The 20330-nt window shown below is 71.1% G+C and carries 22 protein-coding genes and 1 tRNA gene; 13 read left to right on the plus strand and 10 right to left on the minus strand.

All coding sequences use genetic code 11. From position 1 onward, the window contains the following. Nucleotides 1–206 precede the first annotated feature (206 nt). The 11 genes from ACFV46_RS03590 to ACFV46_RS03640 all read left to right on the plus strand — a co-directional run bounded on the left by ACFV46_RS03590 (nucleotide 207) and on the right by ACFV46_RS03640 (nucleotide 9188). Nucleotides 207–470, plus strand: coding sequence for a DUF6284 family protein (locus ACFV46_RS03590; protein WP_382112902.1), 264 nt, complete (start codon nucleotides 207–209; stop codon nucleotides 468–470). Beyond that, on the plus strand, nucleotides 467–1357 hold the full coding sequence (locus tag ACFV46_RS03595; RefSeq protein WP_382112901.1) for a DUF2637 domain-containing protein: 891 nt from the start codon (nucleotides 467–469) through the stop codon (nucleotides 1355–1357). Before ACFV46_RS03590 ends, ACFV46_RS03595 begins: the two co-directional genes overlap by 4 nt. Next, a complete protein-coding gene (locus ACFV46_RS03600) occupies nucleotides 1357–1728 on the plus strand; it encodes an RRQRL motif-containing zinc-binding protein (protein WP_382112900.1) in 372 nt (123 codons plus the stop codon). Before ACFV46_RS03595 ends, ACFV46_RS03600 begins: the two co-directional genes overlap by 1 nt. Further along, the gene (locus tag ACFV46_RS03605; RefSeq protein ID WP_382112899.1) at nucleotides 1698–2063 is read left to right on the plus strand and encodes a DUF6251 family protein; all 366 of its coding nucleotides are present in this window, start codon (nucleotides 1698–1700) and stop codon (nucleotides 2061–2063) included. Before ACFV46_RS03600 ends, ACFV46_RS03605 begins: the two co-directional genes overlap by 31 nt. Nucleotides 2064–2329: 266 nt before the next feature. Further along, nucleotides 2330–4117, plus strand: a complete 1788-nt coding sequence (locus ACFV46_RS03610) for a MarR family transcriptional regulator (RefSeq protein ID WP_382112898.1) — start codon at nucleotides 2330–2332, stop codon at nucleotides 4115–4117. A gap of 94 nt (nucleotides 4118–4211) precedes the next feature. Then, nucleotides 4212–4904, plus strand: a complete 693-nt coding sequence (locus ACFV46_RS03615; RefSeq protein WP_382112897.1) for an SAM-dependent methyltransferase — start codon at nucleotides 4212–4214, stop codon at nucleotides 4902–4904. Continuing rightward, a complete protein-coding gene (locus tag ACFV46_RS03620; protein ID WP_385496879.1) occupies nucleotides 4901–5809 on the plus strand; it encodes a bifunctional DNA primase/polymerase in 909 nt (302 codons plus the stop codon). The genes ACFV46_RS03615 and ACFV46_RS03620 overlap by 4 nt, the downstream gene beginning before the upstream one ends. After that, nucleotides 5806–6237: a hypothetical protein gene (locus tag ACFV46_RS03625; protein ID WP_382112895.1), complete on the plus strand. Its 432-nt coding sequence runs from the start codon at nucleotides 5806–5808 to the stop codon at nucleotides 6235–6237. The genes ACFV46_RS03620 and ACFV46_RS03625 overlap by 4 nt, the downstream gene beginning before the upstream one ends. Continuing rightward, complete coding sequence (locus tag ACFV46_RS03630; RefSeq protein ID WP_382112894.1) at nucleotides 6234–7397, plus strand: DUF3631 domain-containing protein; 1164 nt, start codon at nucleotides 6234–6236, stop codon at nucleotides 7395–7397. The genes ACFV46_RS03625 and ACFV46_RS03630 overlap by 4 nt, the downstream gene beginning before the upstream one ends. Nucleotides 7398–7579: 182 nt before the next feature. Next, nucleotides 7580–7768, plus strand: coding sequence for a helix-turn-helix transcriptional regulator (locus ACFV46_RS03635; RefSeq protein ID WP_385496881.1), 189 nt, complete (start codon nucleotides 7580–7582; stop codon nucleotides 7766–7768). 52 nt (nucleotides 7769–7820) lie between these two features. Further along, nucleotides 7821–9188 carry a tyrosine-type recombinase/integrase gene (locus ACFV46_RS03640; RefSeq protein ID WP_382112892.1) on the plus strand — a complete coding sequence of 456 codons (1368 nt, stop codon included), beginning with the start codon at nucleotides 7821–7823 and terminating at the stop codon, nucleotides 9186–9188. Between the two features lie 173 nt (nucleotides 9189–9361). Here ACFV46_RS03640 and ACFV46_RS03645 read toward each other — a convergent pair. Continuing rightward, a tRNA-Tyr gene (locus ACFV46_RS03645) sits at nucleotides 9362–9443 on the minus strand. A 224-nt stretch (nucleotides 9444–9667) separates the two neighbouring features. Here ACFV46_RS03645 and ACFV46_RS03650 point away from each other — a divergent pair. Next, nucleotides 9668–10156: a YajQ family cyclic di-GMP-binding protein gene (locus tag ACFV46_RS03650; protein ID WP_151785377.1), complete on the plus strand. Its 489-nt coding sequence runs from the start codon at nucleotides 9668–9670 to the stop codon at nucleotides 10154–10156. 88 nt (nucleotides 10157–10244) lie between these two features. On the opposite strand, the gene ACFV46_RS03655 is transcribed toward ACFV46_RS03650, so the two are convergent. Beyond that, entirely contained in the window at nucleotides 10245–10511 is a 267-nt protein-coding gene (locus tag ACFV46_RS03655) for a GlsB/YeaQ/YmgE family stress response membrane protein (protein ID WP_062664116.1), read from the minus strand. Nucleotides 10512–10659: 148 nt separating this feature from the next. Between ACFV46_RS03655 and ACFV46_RS03660 the strand changes: the two genes are divergently transcribed. Beyond that, nucleotides 10660–11925, plus strand: a complete 1266-nt coding sequence (locus ACFV46_RS03660) for an APC family permease (RefSeq protein ID WP_385496882.1) — start codon at nucleotides 10660–10662, stop codon at nucleotides 11923–11925. Between the two features lie 23 nt (nucleotides 11926–11948). Here the strand turns inward: ACFV46_RS03660 and ACFV46_RS03665 are convergent, their stop codons facing one another. The 8 genes from ACFV46_RS03665 to ACFV46_RS03700 form a co-directional block, all read right to left on the minus strand. Next, the gene (locus ACFV46_RS03665) at nucleotides 11949–12518 is read right to left on the minus strand and encodes an SMI1/KNR4 family protein (RefSeq protein WP_385496883.1); all 570 of its coding nucleotides are present in this window, start codon (nucleotides 12516–12518) and stop codon (nucleotides 11949–11951) included. Between the two features lie 109 nt (nucleotides 12519–12627). Next, entirely contained in the window at nucleotides 12628–13023 is a 396-nt protein-coding gene (locus ACFV46_RS03670; protein WP_361925603.1) for a YccF domain-containing protein, read from the minus strand. After that, nucleotides 13020–13880: a zinc metalloprotease HtpX gene (gene htpX, locus ACFV46_RS03675; RefSeq protein WP_361925601.1), complete on the minus strand. Its 861-nt coding sequence runs from the start codon at nucleotides 13878–13880 to the stop codon at nucleotides 13020–13022. Before htpX ends, ACFV46_RS03670 begins: the two co-directional genes overlap by 4 nt. A 206-nt stretch (nucleotides 13881–14086) precedes the next feature. Continuing rightward, nucleotides 14087–15610 (minus strand): NADH-quinone oxidoreductase subunit N, encoded by a 1524-nt coding sequence (locus tag ACFV46_RS03680; protein ID WP_385496884.1) that lies wholly within the window; start codon nucleotides 15608–15610, stop codon nucleotides 14087–14089. After that, on the minus strand, nucleotides 15607–17181 hold the full coding sequence (locus ACFV46_RS03685) for an NADH-quinone oxidoreductase subunit M (RefSeq protein ID WP_385496886.1): 1575 nt from the start codon (nucleotides 17179–17181) through the stop codon (nucleotides 15607–15609). Before ACFV46_RS03685 ends, ACFV46_RS03680 begins: the two co-directional genes overlap by 4 nt. 6 nt (nucleotides 17182–17187) lie before the next feature. Continuing rightward, nucleotides 17188–19182 (minus strand): NADH-quinone oxidoreductase subunit L, encoded by a 1995-nt coding sequence (locus tag ACFV46_RS03690; protein ID WP_385496888.1) that lies wholly within the window; start codon nucleotides 19180–19182, stop codon nucleotides 17188–17190. Continuing rightward, nucleotides 19179–19559: an NADH-quinone oxidoreductase subunit NuoK gene (gene nuoK, locus ACFV46_RS03695; RefSeq protein ID WP_361925593.1), complete on the minus strand. Its 381-nt coding sequence runs from the start codon at nucleotides 19557–19559 to the stop codon at nucleotides 19179–19181. The genes ACFV46_RS03690 and nuoK overlap by 4 nt, the downstream gene beginning before the upstream one ends. After that, nucleotides 19559–20308, minus strand: a complete 750-nt coding sequence (locus tag ACFV46_RS03700; protein WP_385496978.1) for an NADH-quinone oxidoreductase subunit J — start codon at nucleotides 20306–20308, stop codon at nucleotides 19559–19561. Before ACFV46_RS03700 ends, nuoK begins: the two co-directional genes overlap by 1 nt. Nucleotides 20309–20330 lie beyond the last annotated feature (22 nt).

The raw sequence follows: 20330 nt of genomic DNA on the forward strand, positions 1-20330 counted from the left end.
CGCCTCCCCGAGTTGAAAAGGCGGACGACGTGACTGGACACGCATCGACCTTCGCGGCTCTCGCCGCGCCGGTTGCCTCCGCTGCTCGTCTCGTACGAGCGGCGCTGAGGGGAGCCGGATCTACCGACTTCAACGGCGCGTGGCCCCGGTGCTGGAACACCGGGGCCACTGTTCGGGCCGTTCCTGGCTGAGAGGAACAAGACCCAATGGAACACATCGTGACTGTTCAGGACGCTGTTACCGCGTTCGAGCCGTGGATGGAGCCCACGGACGCGGAGCTGGACGCCATCGACCGCGAGATGCCCGTCATCCGCGCGGAGATGGAACTGCTGGACGCGCAGATCATCGTCATCGACCGCACGCCGTGCGAGCTGGACGAGCGGCGTATCCGCCGGGCCCGCCGGCGCGTGCTCGCCGCGCACCGCGCCCACCTCAACGGCCGTTCCGGCCAGACCGGCGGTGCCGCATGAACCTGCACCGCAAGGGCCGCACTACCCTCGTGCTCGCCCTGGTCGTCGTGGTGGCGATGGCGTTCCGGGTGTCCTGGAACGCCCTGCGCGACATCGCCGGCGCCATCGGCGCCGACCACACCGCCGCGACGCTCTACCCGTTCGTGGTTGACGGCCTCATGGCCCTGGCCCTGATCGCCACCCTCGTGCTCGCCGGGCGGGATCGGGTGTTCGCGCTGCGGGTGCTGGCCGCCTACACGATCGCCTCGCTCGTGCTGAACTACGTGCACGGCCTGGTCCCGAAGCTCCACGGCCGCACGGTCGACTGGGGCCGACTCGCTGACTGGGACCCGGCGAACTGGGCGCTCGTGCTGCTCGCTACCTCGTTGCCGGTCGGGTCGATCTACTTCGGCTCCGACCTCGTTGCGAAGGTCCTGCACCACCGCCCCGCCCCGGTTGCACCCCTGACCATGAATGCGGAGGAATCGACCGGAACCGAGAGGAATCGGTCTAGTTCTGACCTGCCGGTATCGACCCCGGAGCGGATCACGCCGAACGTGACGGCACTGCCCCGACCGGTGGCGGTCGGCTTCATCAAGTCGAACATCCCGGCCAAGCCGCTCCCGGCGATCGAGCAGACGACCCCGGCCCCGATCGAGCGGCGTACGGCGGCGGCCGAGTCGACCCGACCGCGCCGTGCCACGGGCCGCGTGCCCGAGATTGCCCGCACCCCGCGACCCAAGCGCACCCCGGACGAGCTGCTGGCCGAGGCCCGCAAGGCGACCGCCGACTGGCCGGACGCCCGGCTGACAGCCGAGGGCATCCGACGTGAGGTCCGCACCTCCCCGGCGAACGCCCGCACTCTGCGCGACACCCTGCGCGCTGAGCGCGGCCTTCAGGCCGTGTGATGAGCACGCTGCCGGTCTACCGGTGGCGGTTCGCCCCGGACGGCTACGCCACCCGCCGCCAACTCCGCGCCCTCGGCCTGCGCCCCGGCGGCCAGGACGTGGCCGCACAGCTCGAACGACCCCGCCGACGGCGAGGCCCGCTGGTCGCCTACCTGTACCGCATCGACCGCGCCAAGCCGGTCCGTCCGATGACCCCGGCCCGGCGGGCGGCACTGGCCAAGGCCAACGCCGCCCGCCGCATCTGCCCCGCCTGCCGCCGTGACGCGGGATACGTCATCCCGCCGTCCCTCGGCATGTGCTCGACCTGCGCTTTCCCCGACAACGCCCCGGAGGGTGCGTCATGGAACAGCTCCCCGCACACCGCCCGCTGACCGTCGTTCAGCTCCCCGACGGCAGCCACGTCTACGCCGACCCCGCCGCCTTGCCCGCTCGGCAGCCGTCCGGGCCGCAGGTGGTGCACATCCACCAGGCGCCGCCGGACCGCACGGTGCAGCGCGTCGCGCTCGGCTCCGGGGTCGGGGCCGGTGCGGTCGCGGCCGGCGTCTACTTCGGCCCTCTGCTCGTCGGCGCGCTGACCGCCATCGCCGCGAACCTCGCGATGCTCGCGTTCATCGCGCTCGTGCTCGGCTGGTCCGTCGTCACCGTCGTCCGCGCCGTCGGCGACAGCACCAAGAGCCCCACCCGGCGCGGCCGGAAGGCTCGCTGAACCACCCCGAGGCCGTAGGCGCCTCGCAGGGCGCCTGAGGCCCCTTCCGGGTGGGGTTTGACCCTCGGAAGCCTGTTCGGCCGCCTGAGGCCCAGTAGCGACGCAGGGTGACGGAAGTTTCCGTCCTCGCGCGCGCACGCGTAGGGACCCCGTCGGAAACCAGGAAACCGGAAACCTGCTCACTCCGCGTAACACCGCGCGTGTGGTGACGGGCCGTCGCAGGGCCCGTCACCACCAACCCACTGATCCCGGAAATGAGGACACCCGTGAGTCACGGACAAGTCTGGCGCACCCACCGCCAGTACGCCGCCACCGCCGCCCGCTGGACGGCCGACCACTGGCGCAAGGAAGCCGAACGCCGCCGCGCCCTGCGCGCCGAACGCAAGCCGCTGGTGCGCGATGCTCGCCGCGCTCTGGCCACCGCACGCGTCATCGACCCCGAGGGCGTCACCCCCCTGCGCCACCGCGCGGAGCGCGAGTTGCGCACCGCCAAGCGGCGCGTCCCGGACCCGATGTGGCTGTTCGCCACGAAGACCGCCGCCACGCTCGGGGCCGCCGGGTACGTGTGGCTGCCGCAGGTCTCCGCCCGCGCGTGGGTGTGGTCGGCCGTGGCCGTTGTCGCGGCCGTCACCGCCCTGTCGGTGTGGATCGCGGTGCGCGAGCGCGATACCAGCGGACTCAAGCCCACCGCCGAAGAGTCGGCATTGCTGAAGCGTCTTCAGCCGCAGCACTGGAAGGAGCACGCCGAACAGCGCGGCCTCGCGGGCACGCTGACCGGCCGGCCGAGGCTGACCGAGGCCGGGATCGTGTGCGCCGTCCGGCTCGACGGCACGTGGACCGCGACCAAGCTCCGCGCCGCCGAGGACCACGTCCGCAACCTGCTCGGCGCCCGCACGAGCCTGCGCATGCAGATCAAGGCAGGCAAGCAAGGCGGCTGGGCCGAACTCACCCTGCGCACCCGCAGCGCGGCCGACGGCGACGACCTGACGTGGACACCCCAGCGACGCTCCCTCGGCATCGACACCGTCACCGGCGAGCAGGTCACCGTGCCGCTCGGGGAACGGCTGCTGATCGCCGGACGCTCCGGTGCGGGCAAGTCGGTCGCCTCCCGGCCGCTGCTGTACGACGCGTCCGAGGGTGCGACGAACGCGCTCGTCATCATCGATCTCAAGCGCGTGGAAGGCCGGTTGTGGGACCACCGGGCCCGCGTCGCCTCCACCCCGCGCGAGGTCATCGACGTGACCGACGAGCTGGAGACGGAGATGCTGGAACGGCTCTCCATCCTGCCCAAGGGCCAGGACACGTGGACCCCGACGGCGGACCGGCCCCGGATCACCGTGGTCGTGGATGAGGGCGCCGAGGTCATGACGGCCGCCGACAGCGTTCCGTACGAGGTCGAGGCCGGGGAGGGGAAGACGCGCACGGTCAAGCGGTCCGCGCTCCCGGCGCTGGAGTCCATCGCCCGGATGGGGCGGGCGGCGTGCATCGACCTGTGGTGGATGACGCAGAAGCCCACCATCGGGGACGGCATCCCCAAGCAGATCGCCCCGCAGATCGGCGTCTCCATCTGCCTCGCGGTCCGCACGCCGGCCGAAGCGCGCGTGGTCCTCGGTGAGGACGCACAGGCCAAGGGCTGGAACGCCGACGAGCTGCCCGTGCCCGGTGTGGCGCTGATCCGGGACGGCAAGCGCAAGCCGGACCCCGTCAAGGTCCGCTACATGGACAAGTCCGTGGTCATTGCCCTGCCCGACCGCACCCCGTGGTCCCGCTCGGTCGCGCCGACAGTCGAAGCCGCGGGCGCCCCGACTCTCACTCTCGTCAGGGACACCGCTCCCGAGACGACCCCCGCCACGGACGGCGCCGCCGCCCGCGTGCTCAAGGCCATCGAGACCACCGACGAACCGGTCCGGCAGAAGGACCTGGTCACGCTCACGGGCCTGTCCAAGGGCGCCGTGTCCAAGGCCGTCAAGGCCCTCACCACGAGCGGCGCCGTCGTCCGCACCCCGGATGGCTGCCTGACCGCGACGCGCGGCGACGAGTCCGCTGCCGCCTGACCTACCCGCACAACGACGGCGGCCCCCATCCGACCAAGAACCGGGGCCGCCGCCTTCCACCAGACCGTCAACAGACCTGTGGAGGTCTCCCAGCATGACCCAACCGACCGTCTTCCGGCGAGTGCGCGGCCGGCGCCCGCGCTTACTGGACCTGTTCTGCTGCCAGGGCGGCGCGGCCAAGGGCTATGACGACGCCGGGTTCGACGTGACCGGCGTTGACCTCGCCCCGCAGCCCCGCTACCCGTTCCCGTTCGTGCAGGCCGACGCGATCGCGTTCGTCCTCGAACACGGGGCCGCGTTCGACTTCATCCACGCCTCACCCCCGTGCCAGCACGACAGCGAGTGCCAGCGCATCCAGTCCAACGACCACCCCGACCTGATCGCCCCCACCCGCGCCGCCCTCGAGACGACCGGGCGGCCGTGGGTGCTGGAGAACGTGCGCGGCGCGGTGCCCAAGCTCCGCGCTCCGGTGATGCTGTGCGGGCAGATGTTCCGACTCGCCAACTACCGGCACCGCTTCTTCGAGACCGGCGGCGGCTTTCACCTCGCGCAGCCGGACCACCCCGCCCACCTCGTGCCGCAGGCCAAGATGGGCCGCCCGGTTCCGGCCGGGCACTACGGGCAGTTCGTCGGGAACTTCTCTGGTGTGCCCCTAGCCCGCAAGGTGCTGGAGGTGCCGTGGATGAACCGCGACGGCATCCGCGAGTGCATCCCGCCCGCCTACGCACAGCACATCGGCCGCGCCGCCCTGGTCCTGCTCGCCTCCGGGCTGGAGGTGGCGGCATGACCAGCATTCCCACGGTGAACCTGGAGTGCCTGCCGCTGCTCGCATCCGCTCTCACGGCGGCCGAACGCGGCTGGCCCGTCATCCCGCTGCACCCCGGCAGCAAGCGGCCGGCCGGGCACGCCGAACGGGCCTGCCCCGGCACCGGCCGGTGCGCCGGCGGGCACCGCACCCCGGAAGAGCGCGCCACCACCGACCCGAACCTGATCCACGCAGCGTGGGCGCACCGGCCGTACAACGTCGGGATCGCGACCGGTCCGGCCGGGCTGCTCGTCATCGACCTGGACCCGGTCAAGGCGGAAGAGCAGAAAGGAGCGCCTGACGGCGCCACTTCTCTGCAAGCGCTCTGCGAGCGCGCCGGGCAGGTGCTCCCGGATACCTACCAGGTGCGGACCGCGCGCGGTGAACACCTCTACTTCACCACCCCCGCCGGGGTCAGGCTGAAGTGCAGCGTGGACCGTCTCGGACCGCACATCGACACCCGTGCGTGGGGCGGCTACGTCGTCGCCCCCGGCAGCACCACCCCGGACGGCGCGTACGAGGTCGCCCACGACGTGCCTGTCGCGGAACTGCCGGTCTGGCTCGCCGCACTGCTCACCGAGCCGGACCGGCCCGCCCCGGTGCCCGTCCGGGTCCATGACGGCACGCGTGCCGCGCGGGTGGCGCTGGAACGTGAGTGCGCCGTCATCGCCGCCGCAACCGACGGCGGGCGCAACAGCGCCCTGCACAAGAGCGCCTGCAAGGTGGCCCGGTTCGTCGCGTGGGGTGACCTGCCGCGAGAGGTTGCAGAGCAGGCAATCCAGGGGGCGGGGGAGGCTACGGGTCTGCCGCCGGCCGAGTGCCGCACCACCATCCGCAGCGCCCTGGACTGGGTCATCGCCCACGCCACCCCGAGGGAGGCGGCATGACGGCCCCGACTCGCCCCGCCCTGGATTGCCCCACCAAGACCCCCACCGGCCCGCACACCGCCCCACAAGCGGTGGATGCGGTGGCCGTGGGCGAGCCGAAAGGCGCCGCCCGTCAGGGCGTCGTCACTGCTCTTCGTTCTGAGCGGTTCCGGAGCAACGAGGCACGCCACGACGCAGAAGACCCGACGCCCGAGCGGCCCGGCATCCGCATCTACGCCCCACCGGTCTACCGCCACCACTGGGACGGCGCCCGCTGGTCCACACGGCACGGCGACACCCCCACCGCCGCCTACGCCTGCACCTGCGGACAGACCGGCACCGCCACCGGTCCCCGCACGGTGGCCGCGCTGATCTACGAGTACGAGGCGCACGCGTCCGGCTGCACGGGAGCTTCCCCGACGACCCTGGAAAGGAGGACCGCCGCATGACGCCCAAGTCCATCGACGGCGCCGCGCTGCTCGACGAGGTGGAAGCCTTCCACCGGCGCTTCAACGTCTTCCCCACCGATGCCGCGTACGTCGCGGTCGCGCTGTGGGACGCCCACGCCCACCTGCTCGACTGCTTCGACTCCACCCCGCGTCTCGCGTTCCTGTCCCCCGAACCGGGGTCGGGGAAGTCGCGGGCACTGGAGATCGTGGAAACCCTCGTGCCGCACCCGATGGTCGCGGTCAACGCGTCCGCCGCCGCCCTGTTCCGGGCCGTGTCCGGCGTGGACGGACGGCCCACCATCCTGTTCGACGAGATCGACACCATCTTCGGCCCCAAGGCGGGAGACAACGAGGACCTGCGCGGCTTCCTCAACGCCGGACACCGCCGCACCGGCGTCACCTACCGGTGCATCGGCGACGGCGGCAACCAGACCGTGCAAGCCTTCCCCTCGTACTGCGCGGTCGCAGTCGCCGGACTCGGCTCCCTGCCGGACACGATCCTCACCCGCTCCATCGTCGTCCGCATGCGCCGGCGAGCCCGCAACGAACGCGTGGAACCCTTCCGCGCCCGCATCCACGAAGCCGAGGGCCACAAGCTCCGTGACCGGCTCGCCGACTGGGCCGAGCAAGCACGCGGGTTCGTGCTCGGAGCCTGGCCCGAGATGCCCGACGGAGTCACCGACCGGCCTGCGGACGTATGGGAGCCACTGCTCGCCATCGCGGACGCCGTCGGCGGAAAGTGGCCCGAACGTGCCCGCGACGCGTGCGTCACGCTCGTCAAGGCCGCGCAGACCACCGACAAACACAGCCTCGGCATCCGCCTGTTGACCGACCTGCGCGACCACGTCCTGATCGGCGTGGACAAGCTGCCCACCATCGCCATCCTCGACCGGCTCAACGCCCTCGACGACGCCCCGTGGGCCGACCTCGACGGCAAACCGCTCGACAACCGGCGCCTTGCCCGGATGCTCGCCGAGTACATGACCGCCGACAACACCCCCGTCCGATCCCGCAACATCCGAACCGCCGGCGGAGTCCTCAAAGGCTTCCACGCCGAGGACCTCGCGGACGCGTGGGCCCGCTACTGCCCGCCCCCTCCCCAGGACTCCGCTACATCCGCTACACCGCTACAGCCCAGCTCAGAGGCCATGAATCTGTAGCGGCACCCAAGCGTGTAGCGGCTACGCCCACAACGACGCAGCGCATGCGTAGCCGCTACACGCCACCCCTCCGCTACAAAAACACCCCCGCTGACCTGCGATGTAGCGGCGTAGCGGATGTAGCGGACTTCCCAGAAGGGGGCCAAGAGCCCCGCCTTCTCACCCCGTCAAGGAGTCGCACCGTGGCACGCCCCCAGATGCTCAAGCTCCCCGACGTCCTCAGCGAGATCGGCATGAGTCGCACCGCCTTCTACCGCATGCGTGCCCGTGGGCAAGCCCCCCGGCTCGTGAAGCTGCCAAATGGCCATCTCCGTGTACGCCGAAGCGACCTGGACGACTGGCTGAACAACCTCGACGCACCCGCCTACTGATCGAAATGGGGCCCGGCTCTCACGCCGGGCCCCACCCACAGGAAGGCCACAAGTGGGTAAGACATACGACGTTCGTATCTGGTCCGTCCGACAGCGGAAGGACAGAGGGCAGACCTCGGCAGAGTTGCGCTGGAAGACGGGCGAGACTCCGCACTCCCAGACGTTCCGCACCAAGACGCTGGCAGAGGGCCGCCGCGCCGAGCTGCTGAGAGCGGCTCACGCTGGCGAGCCGTTCGACGAGTCCACCGGGGCGCCGGTCTCCGAGCTGCGGAAGCGCAACGATGTGACTTGGTATCAGCATGCCCGCGAGTACATCGAGATGAAGTGGCAGCACTCCCCCGGTTCGACCCGCCGGACGCTCGCGGAGGCCATGGCCACGGTGACGCCGGCGCTTGTCACGAACACCAAGGGAATGGCCGACGCCAAGACTGTGCGGACGGCTCTCTATAGCTGGGCGTTCAACGTGAGCCGCCGTGACCAGGAACCCCCGGACGATGTGGCAGCCGTGCTGGCGTGGTTCGAGCGGAAGTCGCTGCCCACCTCCGCGCTGGCCGACCGGATGCACGTGCGCGCGGCCCTGGACGCCCTGACCAAGAAGTTGGACGGCGCCACGGCGTCCGCGTCGACCATCCGGCGGAAGCGGGCCATCTTCCACAACGCCCTCGGTTACGCCGTCGACGCCGGCCGTCTGACGGACAACCCCCTGCCTCAGGTGCAGTGGAAAGCTCCGGAGCAGGTAGCCGAAGAACTGGATCCCGCCTCAGTGCCAGACCCCCGGCAGGCTTTCGCGCTGCTCGATGCCGTGCGCACGCAGAGCCCCCGTGGGCGGCGCCTGGTCGCATTCTTCGGCTGCATGTACTACGCGGCGGCACGGCCGGCGGAAGTCGTCGGCCTCCGTCTCCAAGACTGCGACCTGCCACGGCGAGGATGGGGCACCCTGCGACTCCGAGAGACCCGCCCGCGCTCGGGGTCGGCCTGGACGGACAGCGGTGAGGCACACGACCGACGAGGGCTCAAGCACCGGCCCCGGAAAGCGGTACGCACCGTGCCGATCCCGCCCGATCTCGTGAGGCTGCTCCGTTGGCACGTCACCGCGTACGGAGTCGCCCCTGACGGGCGGCTGTTCCGGACGCAGCGCGGCGGGCTCATCCAGGACACCGGATACGGCGAGGTCTGGGCGGAAGCCCGCGCGCGTGCTCTTACGCCCGCTCAGTGCGCGTCACCTCTCGCCAAGCGTCCATATGATCTTCGCCACGCTGCCGTATCCACATGGCTCAGCTCCGGAGTGGAGCCGCAGGAGGTAGCTGCCCGCGCCGGCCACAGCGTGGCCGTGTTGTTCCGGGTGTACGCCAAGTGCTTGGACGGCGGTGCGGCCACAGCAAACGCCCGCATCGAGCGGGCACTGCGGAGCGGCAGCTAGGGGCCGAAGCTGCCCCACGCCTGCCCCACACGGACTGGTCAGCACCCGAATCAGGGTGAGACACATTGGGAAGAAGCGCCCATAACGATCGGCTCGAGCCGGTCAACGAACGAGACCCCCTCCGTCCCGCGTTTCCGCAGTTCGGAGGAGGTCTCGTTTCAACTTTCTCAGCGTGGCGGCGCCAGGATTCGAACCTGGGAAGGCTGAGCCGGCAGATTTACAGTCTGCTCCCTTTGGCCGCTCGGGCACACCGCCGGGGTCGCTGCCGTTCGAACCGCTCTGCGGCGGTGCTCCCTGGCAACGACGTAAACAATACCCGATGCCGAGGGGTGCTTCGCCACCCGATTGATCGCCACCCGGGGGACCCGGGGTGGCTAGGCTTGTCGGGATGCGGCCCGAGGTCCGCCCCGGGCTCGGCGGCCACCCCCACGCCCGCCGACACGCACCCATTCGCACCCCGATACAAGGAGCCACAGGACATGGCCGACTCCAGTTTCGACATCGTCTCGAAGGTCGAGCGGCAGGAGGTCGACAACGCCCTCAACCAGACCGCCAAGGAGATCTCGCAGCGCTACGACTTCAAGGGCGTGGGTGCCTCGATCTCGTGGTCCGGGGAGAAGATCCTCCTGGAGGCGAACTCCGAGGACCGGGTGAAGGCCGTCCTCGACGTCTTCCAGTCCAAGCTGATCAAGCGCGGCATCTCGCTGAAGGCCCTGGACGCGGGCGAGCCGCAGCTCTCGGGCAAGGAGTACAAGATCTTCGCGTCGATCGAGGAGGGCATCTCCCAGGAGAACGCGAAGAAGGTGGCGAAGATCATTCGCGACGAGGGCCCCAAGGGCGTGAAGGCGCAGGTCCAGGGTGACGAGCTGCGCGTCAGCTCCAAGAGCCGGGACGACCTTCAGGCCGTGATCGCCCTACTGAAGGGCAAGGACTTCGACTTCGCGCTGCAGTTCGTGAACTACCGGTGATCGTGAACTGAGCCCAGCTCTTGAGGCCGGAAAGGGTGAGCTCCTGCGGGGGCTCACCCTTCGCGCGTTCCGGGCACGGGCGCGCCTGTCAGTCGCGTGAGTGGCCGAAGAAGATCCGGTACGCGATCAGCAGCACCAGGGAACCGCCGATCGCCGACACCCACGTGGCGCCGTCGTAGAAGTCCTTGCTGATCGGGTGGTCCAGCCAGCGGGCCGAGATCCAGCCGCCGATGAACGCGCCGGCGACACCGATGAGCGTCGTGCCGATGAAGCCGCCGGGGTCGCGACCCGGCAGCAGGAACTTGGCGATGGCTCCGGCCAGCAGCCCCAGGAAGATCCAGCTGATGATCGTCATACCTCTGAACCTGCCCCTCCGCGCCATGCCCGCACTTCTTCAGGCACTGTGATCTCCGGCGCGTTCGTTCGCCCACTGTTGCTGCTCCGTTGGTGAACAGGACGTATCGTCGGCGCCCGCCGGTTGCGGCGGTCAGTAGGGTCGGGCCATGACTCGGTCCACCTCCGCCTCTCCTGGGCTGCGGCGTTCGCTCGGGGTCGGGGACGCCGTCGTCATCGGGCTCGGCTCGATGATCGGGGCCGGGATCTTCGCGGCGCTCGCCCCGGCCGCCCGCGCGGCCGGCTCCGGCCTCCTCGCCGGGCTCGCGGTCGCCGCCGTCGTCGCGTACTGCAACGCCATGTCGTCGGCACGGCTGGCCGCCCGCTACCCGGCCTCGGGCGGGACGTACGTGTACGGCCGGGAGCGCCTCGGGGAGTTCTGGGGGTACCTCGCGGGCTGGGCGTTCGTGGTCGGCAAGACGGCCTCCTGTGCGGCGATGGCGTTGACGGTCGGGGCGTATGTCTGGCCCGATCAGGCGCAGGCGGTGGCGGTCGCGGCCGTGGTGGCGCTGACCGCAGTGAACTACGGCGGCGTGCAGAAGTCCGCCTGGCTGACGCGGGTCATCGTGGCGGTGGTCCTGGCTGTCCTGGCCGGTGTGGTGGTCGTGTGCCTGGGCTCCGGCCGGTCGGACGCCGGACTCCTCGGGGCCGGGGCCACGGGCGGCGTGAGTGGGGTCCTCCAGGCGGCCGGCCTGCTGTTCTTCGCGTTCGCCGGATACGCGCGGATCGCGACCCTGGGCGAGGAGGTGCGGGACCCCGCCCGCACGATTCCCCGGGCGATCCCGCTCGCCCTGGGCGTGACGCTGGTGGTCTATGCGCTCGTCTCGGTGGCCGTCCTCTCCGTGCTCGGGGCTGAAGGGCTGGGGGCCGCGGGTGCGCCGCTGACCGACGCCGTGCGCGCTGCCGGAGCACCGGCGCTGGCTCCCGTGGTGAGGGTCGGCGCGGCCGTCGCGGCGCTGGGGTCGCTGCTCGCCCTGATCCTGGGTGTCTCCCGTACGACGCTGGCCATGGCCCGTGACCGGCATCTGCCCGGCGTCCTGGCCGCCGTGCATCCGCGCTTCCAGGTGCCGCACCGGGCGGAGCTGGCAGTCGGCGCGGTGGTCGCGGTCCTCGCCGCCTCGGTGGACGTGAGGGGTGCGATCGGCTTCTCCTCCTTCGGTGTGCTCGCGTACTACGCGGTGGCCAACGCATCGGCCTGGACGCTCGACGCGGCCCGGCGTTCCCGTGTCGTGCCGGCCGTGGGGCTCATCGGGTGTGCGGTGCTGGCCTTCTCTCTTCCGGTGATCTCGGTCGTCGTGGGCGCGGGCGTGCTGGCAGTGGGGGTGGCCTTGTTCGCGGTGCGGTGGTGGATGGGGCGGCGGTCACCCCGGGCGTAGGGCGGGGGCGTGACGTCCTCGCCTCAGGCGGTGGGGTGCGGGGAGGCCGTGCGCAGGGGGAAGTCCGCCCACGGGGTCAGGTCCATGTCGTCGTTCTCCTCCTCGTACCAGCCGGTGCCGTCGAGCCAGGCGCGCAGCCAGTCGGCGAGGCTCGGGGCATCCAGGTACCAGGCGTGGGCGGCGTCGTCGGCGTTCGGCTCGAAGAGGAGGACGGGGGCCTCCGGGGTGCGGCAGTCCACGCAGGCGTACATCGCACAGCCCCAGTGGGATATCGGCAGGACCCCCTCGGGCCAGGGCCAGTCGGGGTTCCTGCGGCCGGCATCCCTGTTGGCGAGGTACTGCGGGACGGCGGCGGGCTCGCCGGCGGGAGGGTTGTCGAGCAGCGGCAACAGGCCGTACTCCGGGCCGAATCCACCGTCGCCTATGCGGAGATAGAGGTCGGCGAGGAGCGGGGGCAGGCTGAAGCCGAGGGCCTCCTCGGCACGGGCCACCGTGGCCGCGTCCACCGGCTCGGGGAGTGTAGGCCAGCCCCACGGAAGGGAGTTGCGGGCCGCGGCCGCCACCCTCGTCAGCAACTGCTCGTTTTCGGTCATGCATTCATGATGCAAGCCGCCACTGACAACCGGCCGGGGCTGTGGACAACCGGCGGACTGTGGACAGTCGCGAACGCCGAAGGGTGCGCAGTGGGCCGTGGCCCCCCGCCTACCAGGTCGTCGCGAACGGCCTGTCCGTCGGCACGATCTCGCGTCCGAGCGGGAACAGCGACACCGGGATCAGCTTGAAGTTGGCGATGCCGAACGGGATGCCGATGATCGTCACGCACAGGGCGAGGCCCGTGACGATGTGGCCGATGGCCAGCCACCAGCCCGCGAGGACCAGCCACAGGACGTTGCCGACGCAGGAGGGGGCTCCCGCGTCACGCCGCTCCACGGTGGTGTACCCGAAGGGCCACAGGGCGTAGACGCCGATACGGAACGCCGCGACGCCGAACGGGATGCCGATGATGGTGATGCACAGGACGAGGCCCGCCACCATGTAGGCGAGGAACAGCCAGAAGCCGCTCAGGATGAGCCAGATGACGTTCAAAATGGTCTTCACTGGTGGCCTGCCATCTTCTCGAGTCGGGCGATGCGCTCCGCCATCGGCGGGTGGGTGGAGAACATCTTGGCGAACCCCTGTCCGGGGCGGAACGGGTTCGCGATCATCATGTGGCTGGCGGTCTCGATACGGGGCTCGGGCGGCAGCGGCAGCTGCTTGGTGCCCGTCTCCAGCTTGCGCAGGGCGCCGGCCAGAGCGAGCGGGTCTCCGGTGAGCTGGGCTCCGGACGCGTCCGCCTCGTACTCCCTGGACCGGCTGATGGCCAGCTGGATGAGGGAGGCGGCCAGCGGCCCCAGGATCATGATCAGCAGCAGGCCGAGGATGCCGGGTCCGTCGTCGTCGTCCGAGCGGCCGATGGGGATCAGCCAGGCGAAGTTGACCAGGAACATGATCACCGAGGCGAGCGCACCGGCGACCGACGAGATCAGGATGTCGCGGTTGTACACATGGCTCAACTCGTGGCCGATGACACCGCGCAGCTCCCGCTCGTCGAGGAGGCGCAGGATGCCCTCGGTGCAGCACACGGCGGCGTTGCGAGGGTTGCGGCCGGTCGCGAACGCGTTCGGCGCCTCCGTCGGGGAGATGTAGAGACGGGGCATCGGCTGGCGGGCCTGGGTGGAGAGCTCTCGGACCATCCGGTACAGCCCGGGCGCCTCGAATTCACTGACCGGGCGGGCCCGCATCGCGCGCAGGGCGAGCTTGTCGCTGTTCCAGTACGCGTACGCGTTCGTCCCGAGGGCGACCAGGACCGCGACGACGAGCCCCATCCGGCCGAAGAAACTGCCGATGACGATGATGAGCGCGGACAGTCCCCCGAGGAGGACTGCGGTCCTGAGCCCGTTGTGCCGGCGGTGCACGGTACGCCCTCCAAGTGGTGCGGCAGGGGAACCTTCACTGGTCGTCTGCGACGCCACCGGTGCCGTGGTGTCACGTCCAGTGGACCCTTCTGTACTGGTCAACGCCAGGCGAAGGTCACGGGTTCCCTGGTCGGCCGCCACCATCCCTGGGCCGTCCGGGTGAGGCCCCGGTGTACGCGGGCACGCGCGCGTGCCCGGCCGCGGGGTCAGAAGAGCCCGGTGTCGGCGAAGCGCAGGACCAGCTGGGGTGCCCCGGACAGGGCGACGGCGATGACGCCGGCGAGGGCGATCGCCGCCGTCACCGGCGCGACCGGGAGGTGCCTGACCTGTTCGCCCTCGGGGGCGCGGAACAGCAGGGCCGTCCACTGGAGGTAGTAGAAGAGGGCGATCACGACGTTGACCGCCATCACCACGGCCAGCCAGCCCAGGCCCGCGTCGACGGCGGCGGAGAAGACGGTGACCTTGGCGAACAGGCCGATGATCCCCGGCGGCAGCCCCGCGAGGCAGAGCAGGAAGAAGGCCAGGACCAGGGCGGACACGGGGTTGCGGGCGTACAGGCCGCGGTAGTCGCTGACGCGGTTGAGGGTCTTCGTACGGCCGACGAGTGCGGCCACCGCGAAGGCGCCCAGGTTCACGGCGCCGTACATGAGCGCGTAGGCCACGGTGGAGCCGATGGAACGCTCCGCGTCGCCGGAGTACGCGGCGGCGGCGATCGGTACGAGGAGGTAGCCGGCCTGGCCGACGGAGGACCAGGCGAGCAGGCGTACCGCGCTGTACGCGCGCGTGGCCTGCTGCCGCAGGGCACCGACGTTGCCGACGGTCATGGTGAGCGCGGCGAGCGCGGCGAGCGCCGGGCCCCAGACGTCGGCGTACGTCGGCAGCGCGACGACGGTGACGAGGATCAGGCCGGTGAAGCCGACCGCCTTGCCGACGACCGACAGATAGGCGGCGACCGGCAGGGGCGCACCGATGTAGGTGTCCGGCACCCAGAAGTGGAAGGGCACGGCGGCCGTCTTGAAGGCGAAGCCGACCAGGGTGAGGACCACGCCGGTCTGGGTGAGCGTCTGGAGCTGGCCGTCGACGTCCTGGATGCGTTCGGCGAGCCGGGTGAGGTGCAGGGTGCCCGTCGCGGCGTACACGAAGCTGATGCCCATGAGGCTGACCGCGGTGGCGGTGACCGACGACAGGAAGAACTTGAGGGCCGCTTCGGAGGACCTGCGGTCGCCGCGGCGGAGGCCGACCAGGGCGAACGCGGGGAGCGAGGCGACTTCCAGGGCGACGACGAGGGTCGCCAGGTCGCGGGCGGCGGGCAGCAGCGCCGCTCCTGCGGCGGAGGACAGCAGCAGGAACCAGTACTCCCCTTCGGCGAGTTCCTTCCTGGCGTCCTTCAGCGCCGTGACCGAGAGGAGGGCCGCGAGAAGGGCACCTCCGAGGACGAGGAACTGGATGACGAGGGTGAAGCGGTCGGCGGTGTAGCTGCACACGTCCGGGGCGCCGGTGAGGCAGAACGTGGAGCGGTCACCGTCCAGGAGCGGCAGCAGCAGGAGCGCGGCGGCGGCGAGTCCCGCCACGGACGCCCAGCCCAGCAGGGCCTTCCTGCCCTCGGGGACGAACAGGTCGGCGACGAGGACCGCGAGGGCCACGGCGGCCGCGACGGTAGGCGGCGCGATGGCGAGCCAGTCGACGGACTGGACCAGGGACTCGGCGAGGGGCTGGGCCGGGGAGCTCATCGGGTGCCTCCTGCGAGGAGCTGCTGCACGGCCGGGTCGGTGAGGCCGAGGAGGGTCTTCGGCCAGAGGCCGGCGACGACGGTGAGGACGACCAGGGGGGTCCAGGCCGCGAACTCGTACCTGTGGACGTCGGCGAGTCGCGGGGCGTCCTGCGGGACCGCGCCCATGCAGACGCGGCGCACCACGACGAGCAGGTACGCGGCGGTGAGCAGGGTGCCGAAGGCGCCGATCGCCATGAAGGTGAGGAAGGCCGGGCGGCTGAGCCCTGCGGCGGGGTCGAACGCCCCGAACAACGCGAGCATCTCGCCCCAGAACCCGGCGAGGCCGGGCAGTCCCAGCGAGGCGACCGCCGCGAAGGCGAGCAGTCCGCCCAGGCGGGGCGCCTTGCCGTACAGCGCGGCGCCGGTCTCCTGGGCGAGGGTGTCGAGGTCGGTCGTGCCGGTCCGGTCCTTCAGCGCGCCGACCAGGAAGAACAGCAGGCCGGTGATCAGGCCGTGGGCGATGTTGGCGAACAGGGCGCCGTTCACGCCGGTCGGGGTCATCGTGGCGATGCCGAGCAGGACGAAGCCCATGTGCCCGACGGACGAGTAGGCGATGAGGCGCTTGAGGTCGCCCTTCGCGCCCTGCTTGGCCAGCGCCAGGCAGGCGAGCGATCCGTAGACGATGCCGACGACCGCGAACGCGGCGAGGTAGGGCGCGAAGTCGGCGAAGCCGTCCGGGGCGATCGGCAGCAGGATGCGCACGAACCCGTACGTGCCCATCTTCAGCAGGACGCCGGCCAGCAGGACCGAGCCGACGGTCGGCGCCGCGGTGTGGGCGTCGGGCAGCCAGCTGTGCAGGGGCCACATCGGCGTCTTGACCGCCAGCCCGAGACCGATCGCCAGAACGGCGATGACCTGCACGGACGCGGTGAGTGACCGGCCGTTGTCAGTGGCGAGTGCCACCATGTCGAACGTGCCCGCCTTGAGACCGATCAGGAGCAGGCCGAGCAGCATCACGACGGAGCCGAGCAGCGTGTAGAGGATGAACTTCCAGGCGGCCGCGGCCCGGCCGTCGCCGCCCCAGCGGGCAATGAGGAAGTACATCGGGATGAGGACCGTCTCGAAGGCGAGGAAGAAGAGCAGCAGGTCGAGGACGGCGAAGGTGGCGAGGGTGCCGCCTTCCAGCAGGAGCAGCAGGGCGACGAACGCCTTCGGGGTGGGCCCGGAAGGCATCTTGAAGTACGAGTAGAGCGCGCAGAGGAAGGTCAGCAGCGCGGTCAGGACCAGAAGGGGGAGGGAGATGCCGTCGACGCCGAGGTGGATGCGCACGTCGAGTGCGGGGATCCAGCTGATGTCCGTGCCGGCCTGCATCTTGGACGGCTGGTCGTGGTCGAAGCCCAGCGCGAGGACGATCGCCGCGATGAGCACCACGCCGGTCACGGTCACGCCGTGCCGGAGCACCGCCTGCTCGGGTGACTTCCCCTTCAGCCCCGGCGGGGCGGGCAGGAGAGCGGCGGCCGCGCCGAGGAGCGGCCCGACGACGACGAACGCCAGAAGGAACTGCATCACGGACTCGTTGATATCGATCACGCCTGCTCACGCTCCCGTGGCGACGAGGACGGCGGCGACCGCGAGGACGACGGTGCCGGCGAGCAGCGCGCTCACATAGGTCTGCACATTGCCGGTCTGGGCGCGTCGCACGGCGATGCCCAGCCAGCGCGGAAGGGCGCCGGCGCCGCGTACGTAGGTGTCGACGACCTCGCGGTCGAGGAACCGGACGAGGGCGGCGCCGCCCTGGACCGGTCGGACGAAGAGGGTCCGGTAGACCGCGTCGAGGTGGAAGCCGACGGCCGCGTGGCGGTGCAGCGGGCCGAGCAGCAGCCTCCCGGGGTCCGCCGGGTCGGGTGCGTAGGCCACTCCCCCGTACACGGGCGCGTGACTGGCGATGGCCTCCGCCTCGACCTGCCCGGCGTCGCCCTCGGGGTGCGCGGCGACCGCGCCCAGCGGGATGCCGATCGCCAGCGAGGTCGTGTGCCGCCAGGCCGCGTAGGTGACGATGCCGCCGATGAGGGCGACACCGGTGCCGAGGACGGACGTGGTGAGGGCGGGGGCGAGGTCGTCGCCGTCGAACCAGTCGGGGAGCACGCGGTAGGCGAATCCGCCGAGTGCCAGGGAGGGCACGGCCAGCACCCACAGCACCACGGTCATCGTCAGCGGCTGCCTGCCGTGGTCGGGGGCCTCGACACCCCGGCCGCGGAAGGCGAGCAGCCACAGCCGGGTCGCGTACGCGGCGGTGAGCAGGGCGGTGACCACTCCGGCGATCAGGACGGTCCAGCCGGCGGCGTCGGGGGCGTGCTCGGTGTGGCCGGTGGCGACATGCTCGGCCGCTCCGAGGACGGACTCCTTGGAGAAGAAGCCGCTGAACGGCGGGATCGCGGCGAGCGCGAGGAGTGCCACGGTCATCGTCCAGAAGGCGTCCGGGACGCGGTCGCGCAGATGGCCCATGCGGGACATGACAGCCAGCGAGTTGGTGCCGGCGGCGTGGATGATCACGCCGGCCGCGAGGAAGAGCAGGGCCTTGAAGGCGCCGTGCGAGAGGAGGTGGAAGACGGCGGCACCGCGATCGCCGACGGCCAGGGCGCCCGTCATGTAACCGAGCTGGCCGATCGTGGAGTAGGCGAGGACGCGCTTGATGTCGTCCTGGGCGAGCGCGGCGAGGCCGGAGCCGACCATCGTGACGGCGGCCATCACGGCGAGTACGACCATCGCGGCCTGTGAGGCCTCGAAGACCGGGAGGAGGCGGGCGACGAAGTAGACACCGGCGGCGACCATCGTCGCGGCGTGGATCAGCGCGGAGACCGGCGTCGGACCGGCCATCGCGTCGGGCAGCCAGGTGTGCAGCGGGAACTGCGCCGACTTGCCCGCCACTCCCGCGAGGAGCAGCAGCGCGATGACGGTCGGGTGGTCGAGGCCGCCGCTCGCGACGGTGCCGAGGATCTTCGTGATGCGGAAGGACCCGGCGTCGGTGGCGAGCGCGAACAGGCCGATGAGGAAGGGGACGTCACCGAGCTTGGTCACCAGGAAGGCCTTGATGGAGGCGGCTCGGGCCTCCGGGGTCTCCCAGTAGTGACCGACGAGGAAGTACGAGCAGATGCCCATGATCTCCCAGCCGACCAGCAGCACCATCAGGTCGCCGGAGTAGACGACGAGCAGCATGGCGGAGGTGAACAGGGAGACGAGCGCGGCGTACGAGGGGTAGCGGCGGTCTTCGCGGAGGTAGCCCGTGGAGTACACCTGCACGCAGGTCGCGACGAGGGTCACGAGTACGGCGACCAGCGCGGCGAAGCCGTCGATGTCCAGGGCTAGTTCGATCGGCACCGAGCCGGTGGGTGTGAGCTCGGTGGCGGCGGTGATCGCCTGGTCGCCGCCCTGGCGCACGGCGACGACGGCAGCCAGTACCAGCGACGCGAGGGTCGGCAGGACGGCGAGGGGCCGGACGAAGCCCGGGGTCGTACGGCCCAGGAGCAGGCCGGCCGCGGCGCCGAGGAAGGGGAGGAGGGGGACCAGTACGGCGAGGGTGGTCGTGGTCACGCGGTGGCCTCAGCCTTCTCGGCCCGCCCGGCGGTGGGGCTGTCGTGATCGGGGTCGTGGCCCTCCGCGGTGTCGCGGAGCCGGTCGATGTCCGAGGTGCCGCGGTTGCGGTGGACGGCGAGCACGATCGCCAGGCCGATGCCGATCTCGGCGGCGGCGATGGTGATCGTGAAGAGGGTCAGGGCCTGACCGGAGTGGAGGGTGTCCGCGGCGGCCCGGCTGAGCCAGACGTCGAAGGCGACCAGGTTGAGGTTGACGGCGTTGAGCATCAGCTCGACCGACATCAGGACCAGGATCGCGTTGCGGCGGGCGAGGACGCCGTAGAGGCCGGTGCAGAACAGCAGGGCGGACAGCACGGCGGGGTAGGCGAGATGCATCAGCGGGCGCCTTCCTGCTTGGCCCGCGCGGTTCCTTCGGGCGTCTCGGGCTCGGTTCCTTCGGGCGTCCCGGGTTCGGTTCCCCCGGAAACCCCATTTCGCCCGATCGGGTGATTACGGGAATCCGGGACGGAAGGGGAACTCGCGGGCGTGGCTCGGGAGTTCAGAGAGGGAGAGCCTGGCTCGGCCTTCGCTTTACGGGACAGGACGATCGCGCCGACCAGCGCGGCGAGGAGGAGGACGGACAGGCCCTCGAAGGGGAGGACCCAGTTCTGGAAGAGGCTCTCGCCGGTGGCCTGGGTGGAGCCGGCGGCGGGGCCGTCCAGATCGATCCAGGTGGTGCGGAAGGCGTCGACGACCACCCAGACGAGCGTGACCGCGGCGACGGCGGCCACGGCCAGGGCGGCCCAGCGGTTCCCGGAGTCGGCGTCCGGGGAGCGGCCGATGGGAGCCCGCGTCAGCATCAGACCGAACAGAAGGAGGACGACGACGGACCCCACATAGATGAGGACCTGCACCCAGGCGATGAACTCGGCCGTCAGGAGGAGGTATTCGACGGCGAGTCCGCCGAGCGCCACCACCAGCCACAGGGCGGCGTGCACCAGCTGCCGGGTGGTGACGGTGACGAGGGCGGCGCCGAAAGTGACCAGGCCGACGAGCAGGAACGTGATCTCGACGCCCGTCGGCGAGAGAAAGCCGTGCGAGCCCTCCGATGGTGCCGCGTGAACCGTCAGGGCGTGCGTGGTCACGGTCTGGGTGGCGACGGCGTGG

Source organism: Streptomyces sp. NPDC059852 (assembly GCF_042731455.1).
GTDB lineage: Bacteria > Actinomycetota > Actinomycetes > Streptomycetales > Streptomycetaceae > Streptomyces.

Excerpts from the sequence above, each read along its gene's own strand:
- ACFV46_RS03595 (WP_382112901.1), top strand. The coding sequence starts at position 467 with ATGAACCTGCACCGCAAGGGCCGCACTACCCTCGTGCTCGCCCTGGTC.
- ACFV46_RS03605 (WP_382112899.1), top strand. The coding sequence starts at position 1,698 with ATGGAACAGCTCCCCGCACACCGCCCGCTGACCGTCGTTCAGCTCCCC.
- ACFV46_RS03655 (WP_062664116.1), bottom strand. The coding sequence starts at position 10,511 with ATGACGATCATCAGCTGGATCTTCCTGGGGCTGCTGGCCGGAGCCATC.
- ACFV46_RS03630 (WP_382112894.1), top strand. The coding sequence starts at position 6,234 with ATGACGCCCAAGTCCATCGACGGCGCCGCGCTGCTCGACGAGGTGGAA.
- ACFV46_RS03620 (WP_385496879.1), top strand. The coding sequence starts at position 4,901 with ATGACCAGCATTCCCACGGTGAACCTGGAGTGCCTGCCGCTGCTCGCA.
- ACFV46_RS03680 (WP_385496884.1), bottom strand. The coding sequence starts at position 15,610 with ATGAGCTCCCCGGCCCAGCCCCTCGCCGAGTCCCTGGTCCAGTCCGTC.
- ACFV46_RS03600 (WP_382112900.1), top strand. The coding sequence starts at position 1,357 with ATGAGCACGCTGCCGGTCTACCGGTGGCGGTTCGCCCCGGACGGCTAC.
- ACFV46_RS03615 (WP_382112897.1), top strand. The coding sequence starts at position 4,212 with ATGACCCAACCGACCGTCTTCCGGCGAGTGCGCGGCCGGCGCCCGCGC.
- ACFV46_RS03650 (WP_151785377.1), top strand. The coding sequence starts at position 9,668 with ATGGCCGACTCCAGTTTCGACATCGTCTCGAAGGTCGAGCGGCAGGAG.
- ACFV46_RS03590 (WP_382112902.1), top strand. The coding sequence starts at position 207 with ATGGAACACATCGTGACTGTTCAGGACGCTGTTACCGCGTTCGAGCCG.
- ACFV46_RS03665 (WP_385496883.1), bottom strand. The coding sequence starts at position 12,518 with ATGACCGAAAACGAGCAGTTGCTGACGAGGGTGGCGGCCGCGGCCCGC.
- ACFV46_RS03660 (WP_385496882.1), top strand. The coding sequence starts at position 10,660 with ATGACTCGGTCCACCTCCGCCTCTCCTGGGCTGCGGCGTTCGCTCGGG.
- ACFV46_RS03625 (WP_382112895.1), top strand. The coding sequence starts at position 5,806 with ATGACGGCCCCGACTCGCCCCGCCCTGGATTGCCCCACCAAGACCCCC.
- nuoK (WP_361925593.1), bottom strand. The coding sequence starts at position 19,559 with ATGCATCTCGCCTACCCCGCCGTGCTGTCCGCCCTGCTGTTCTGCACC.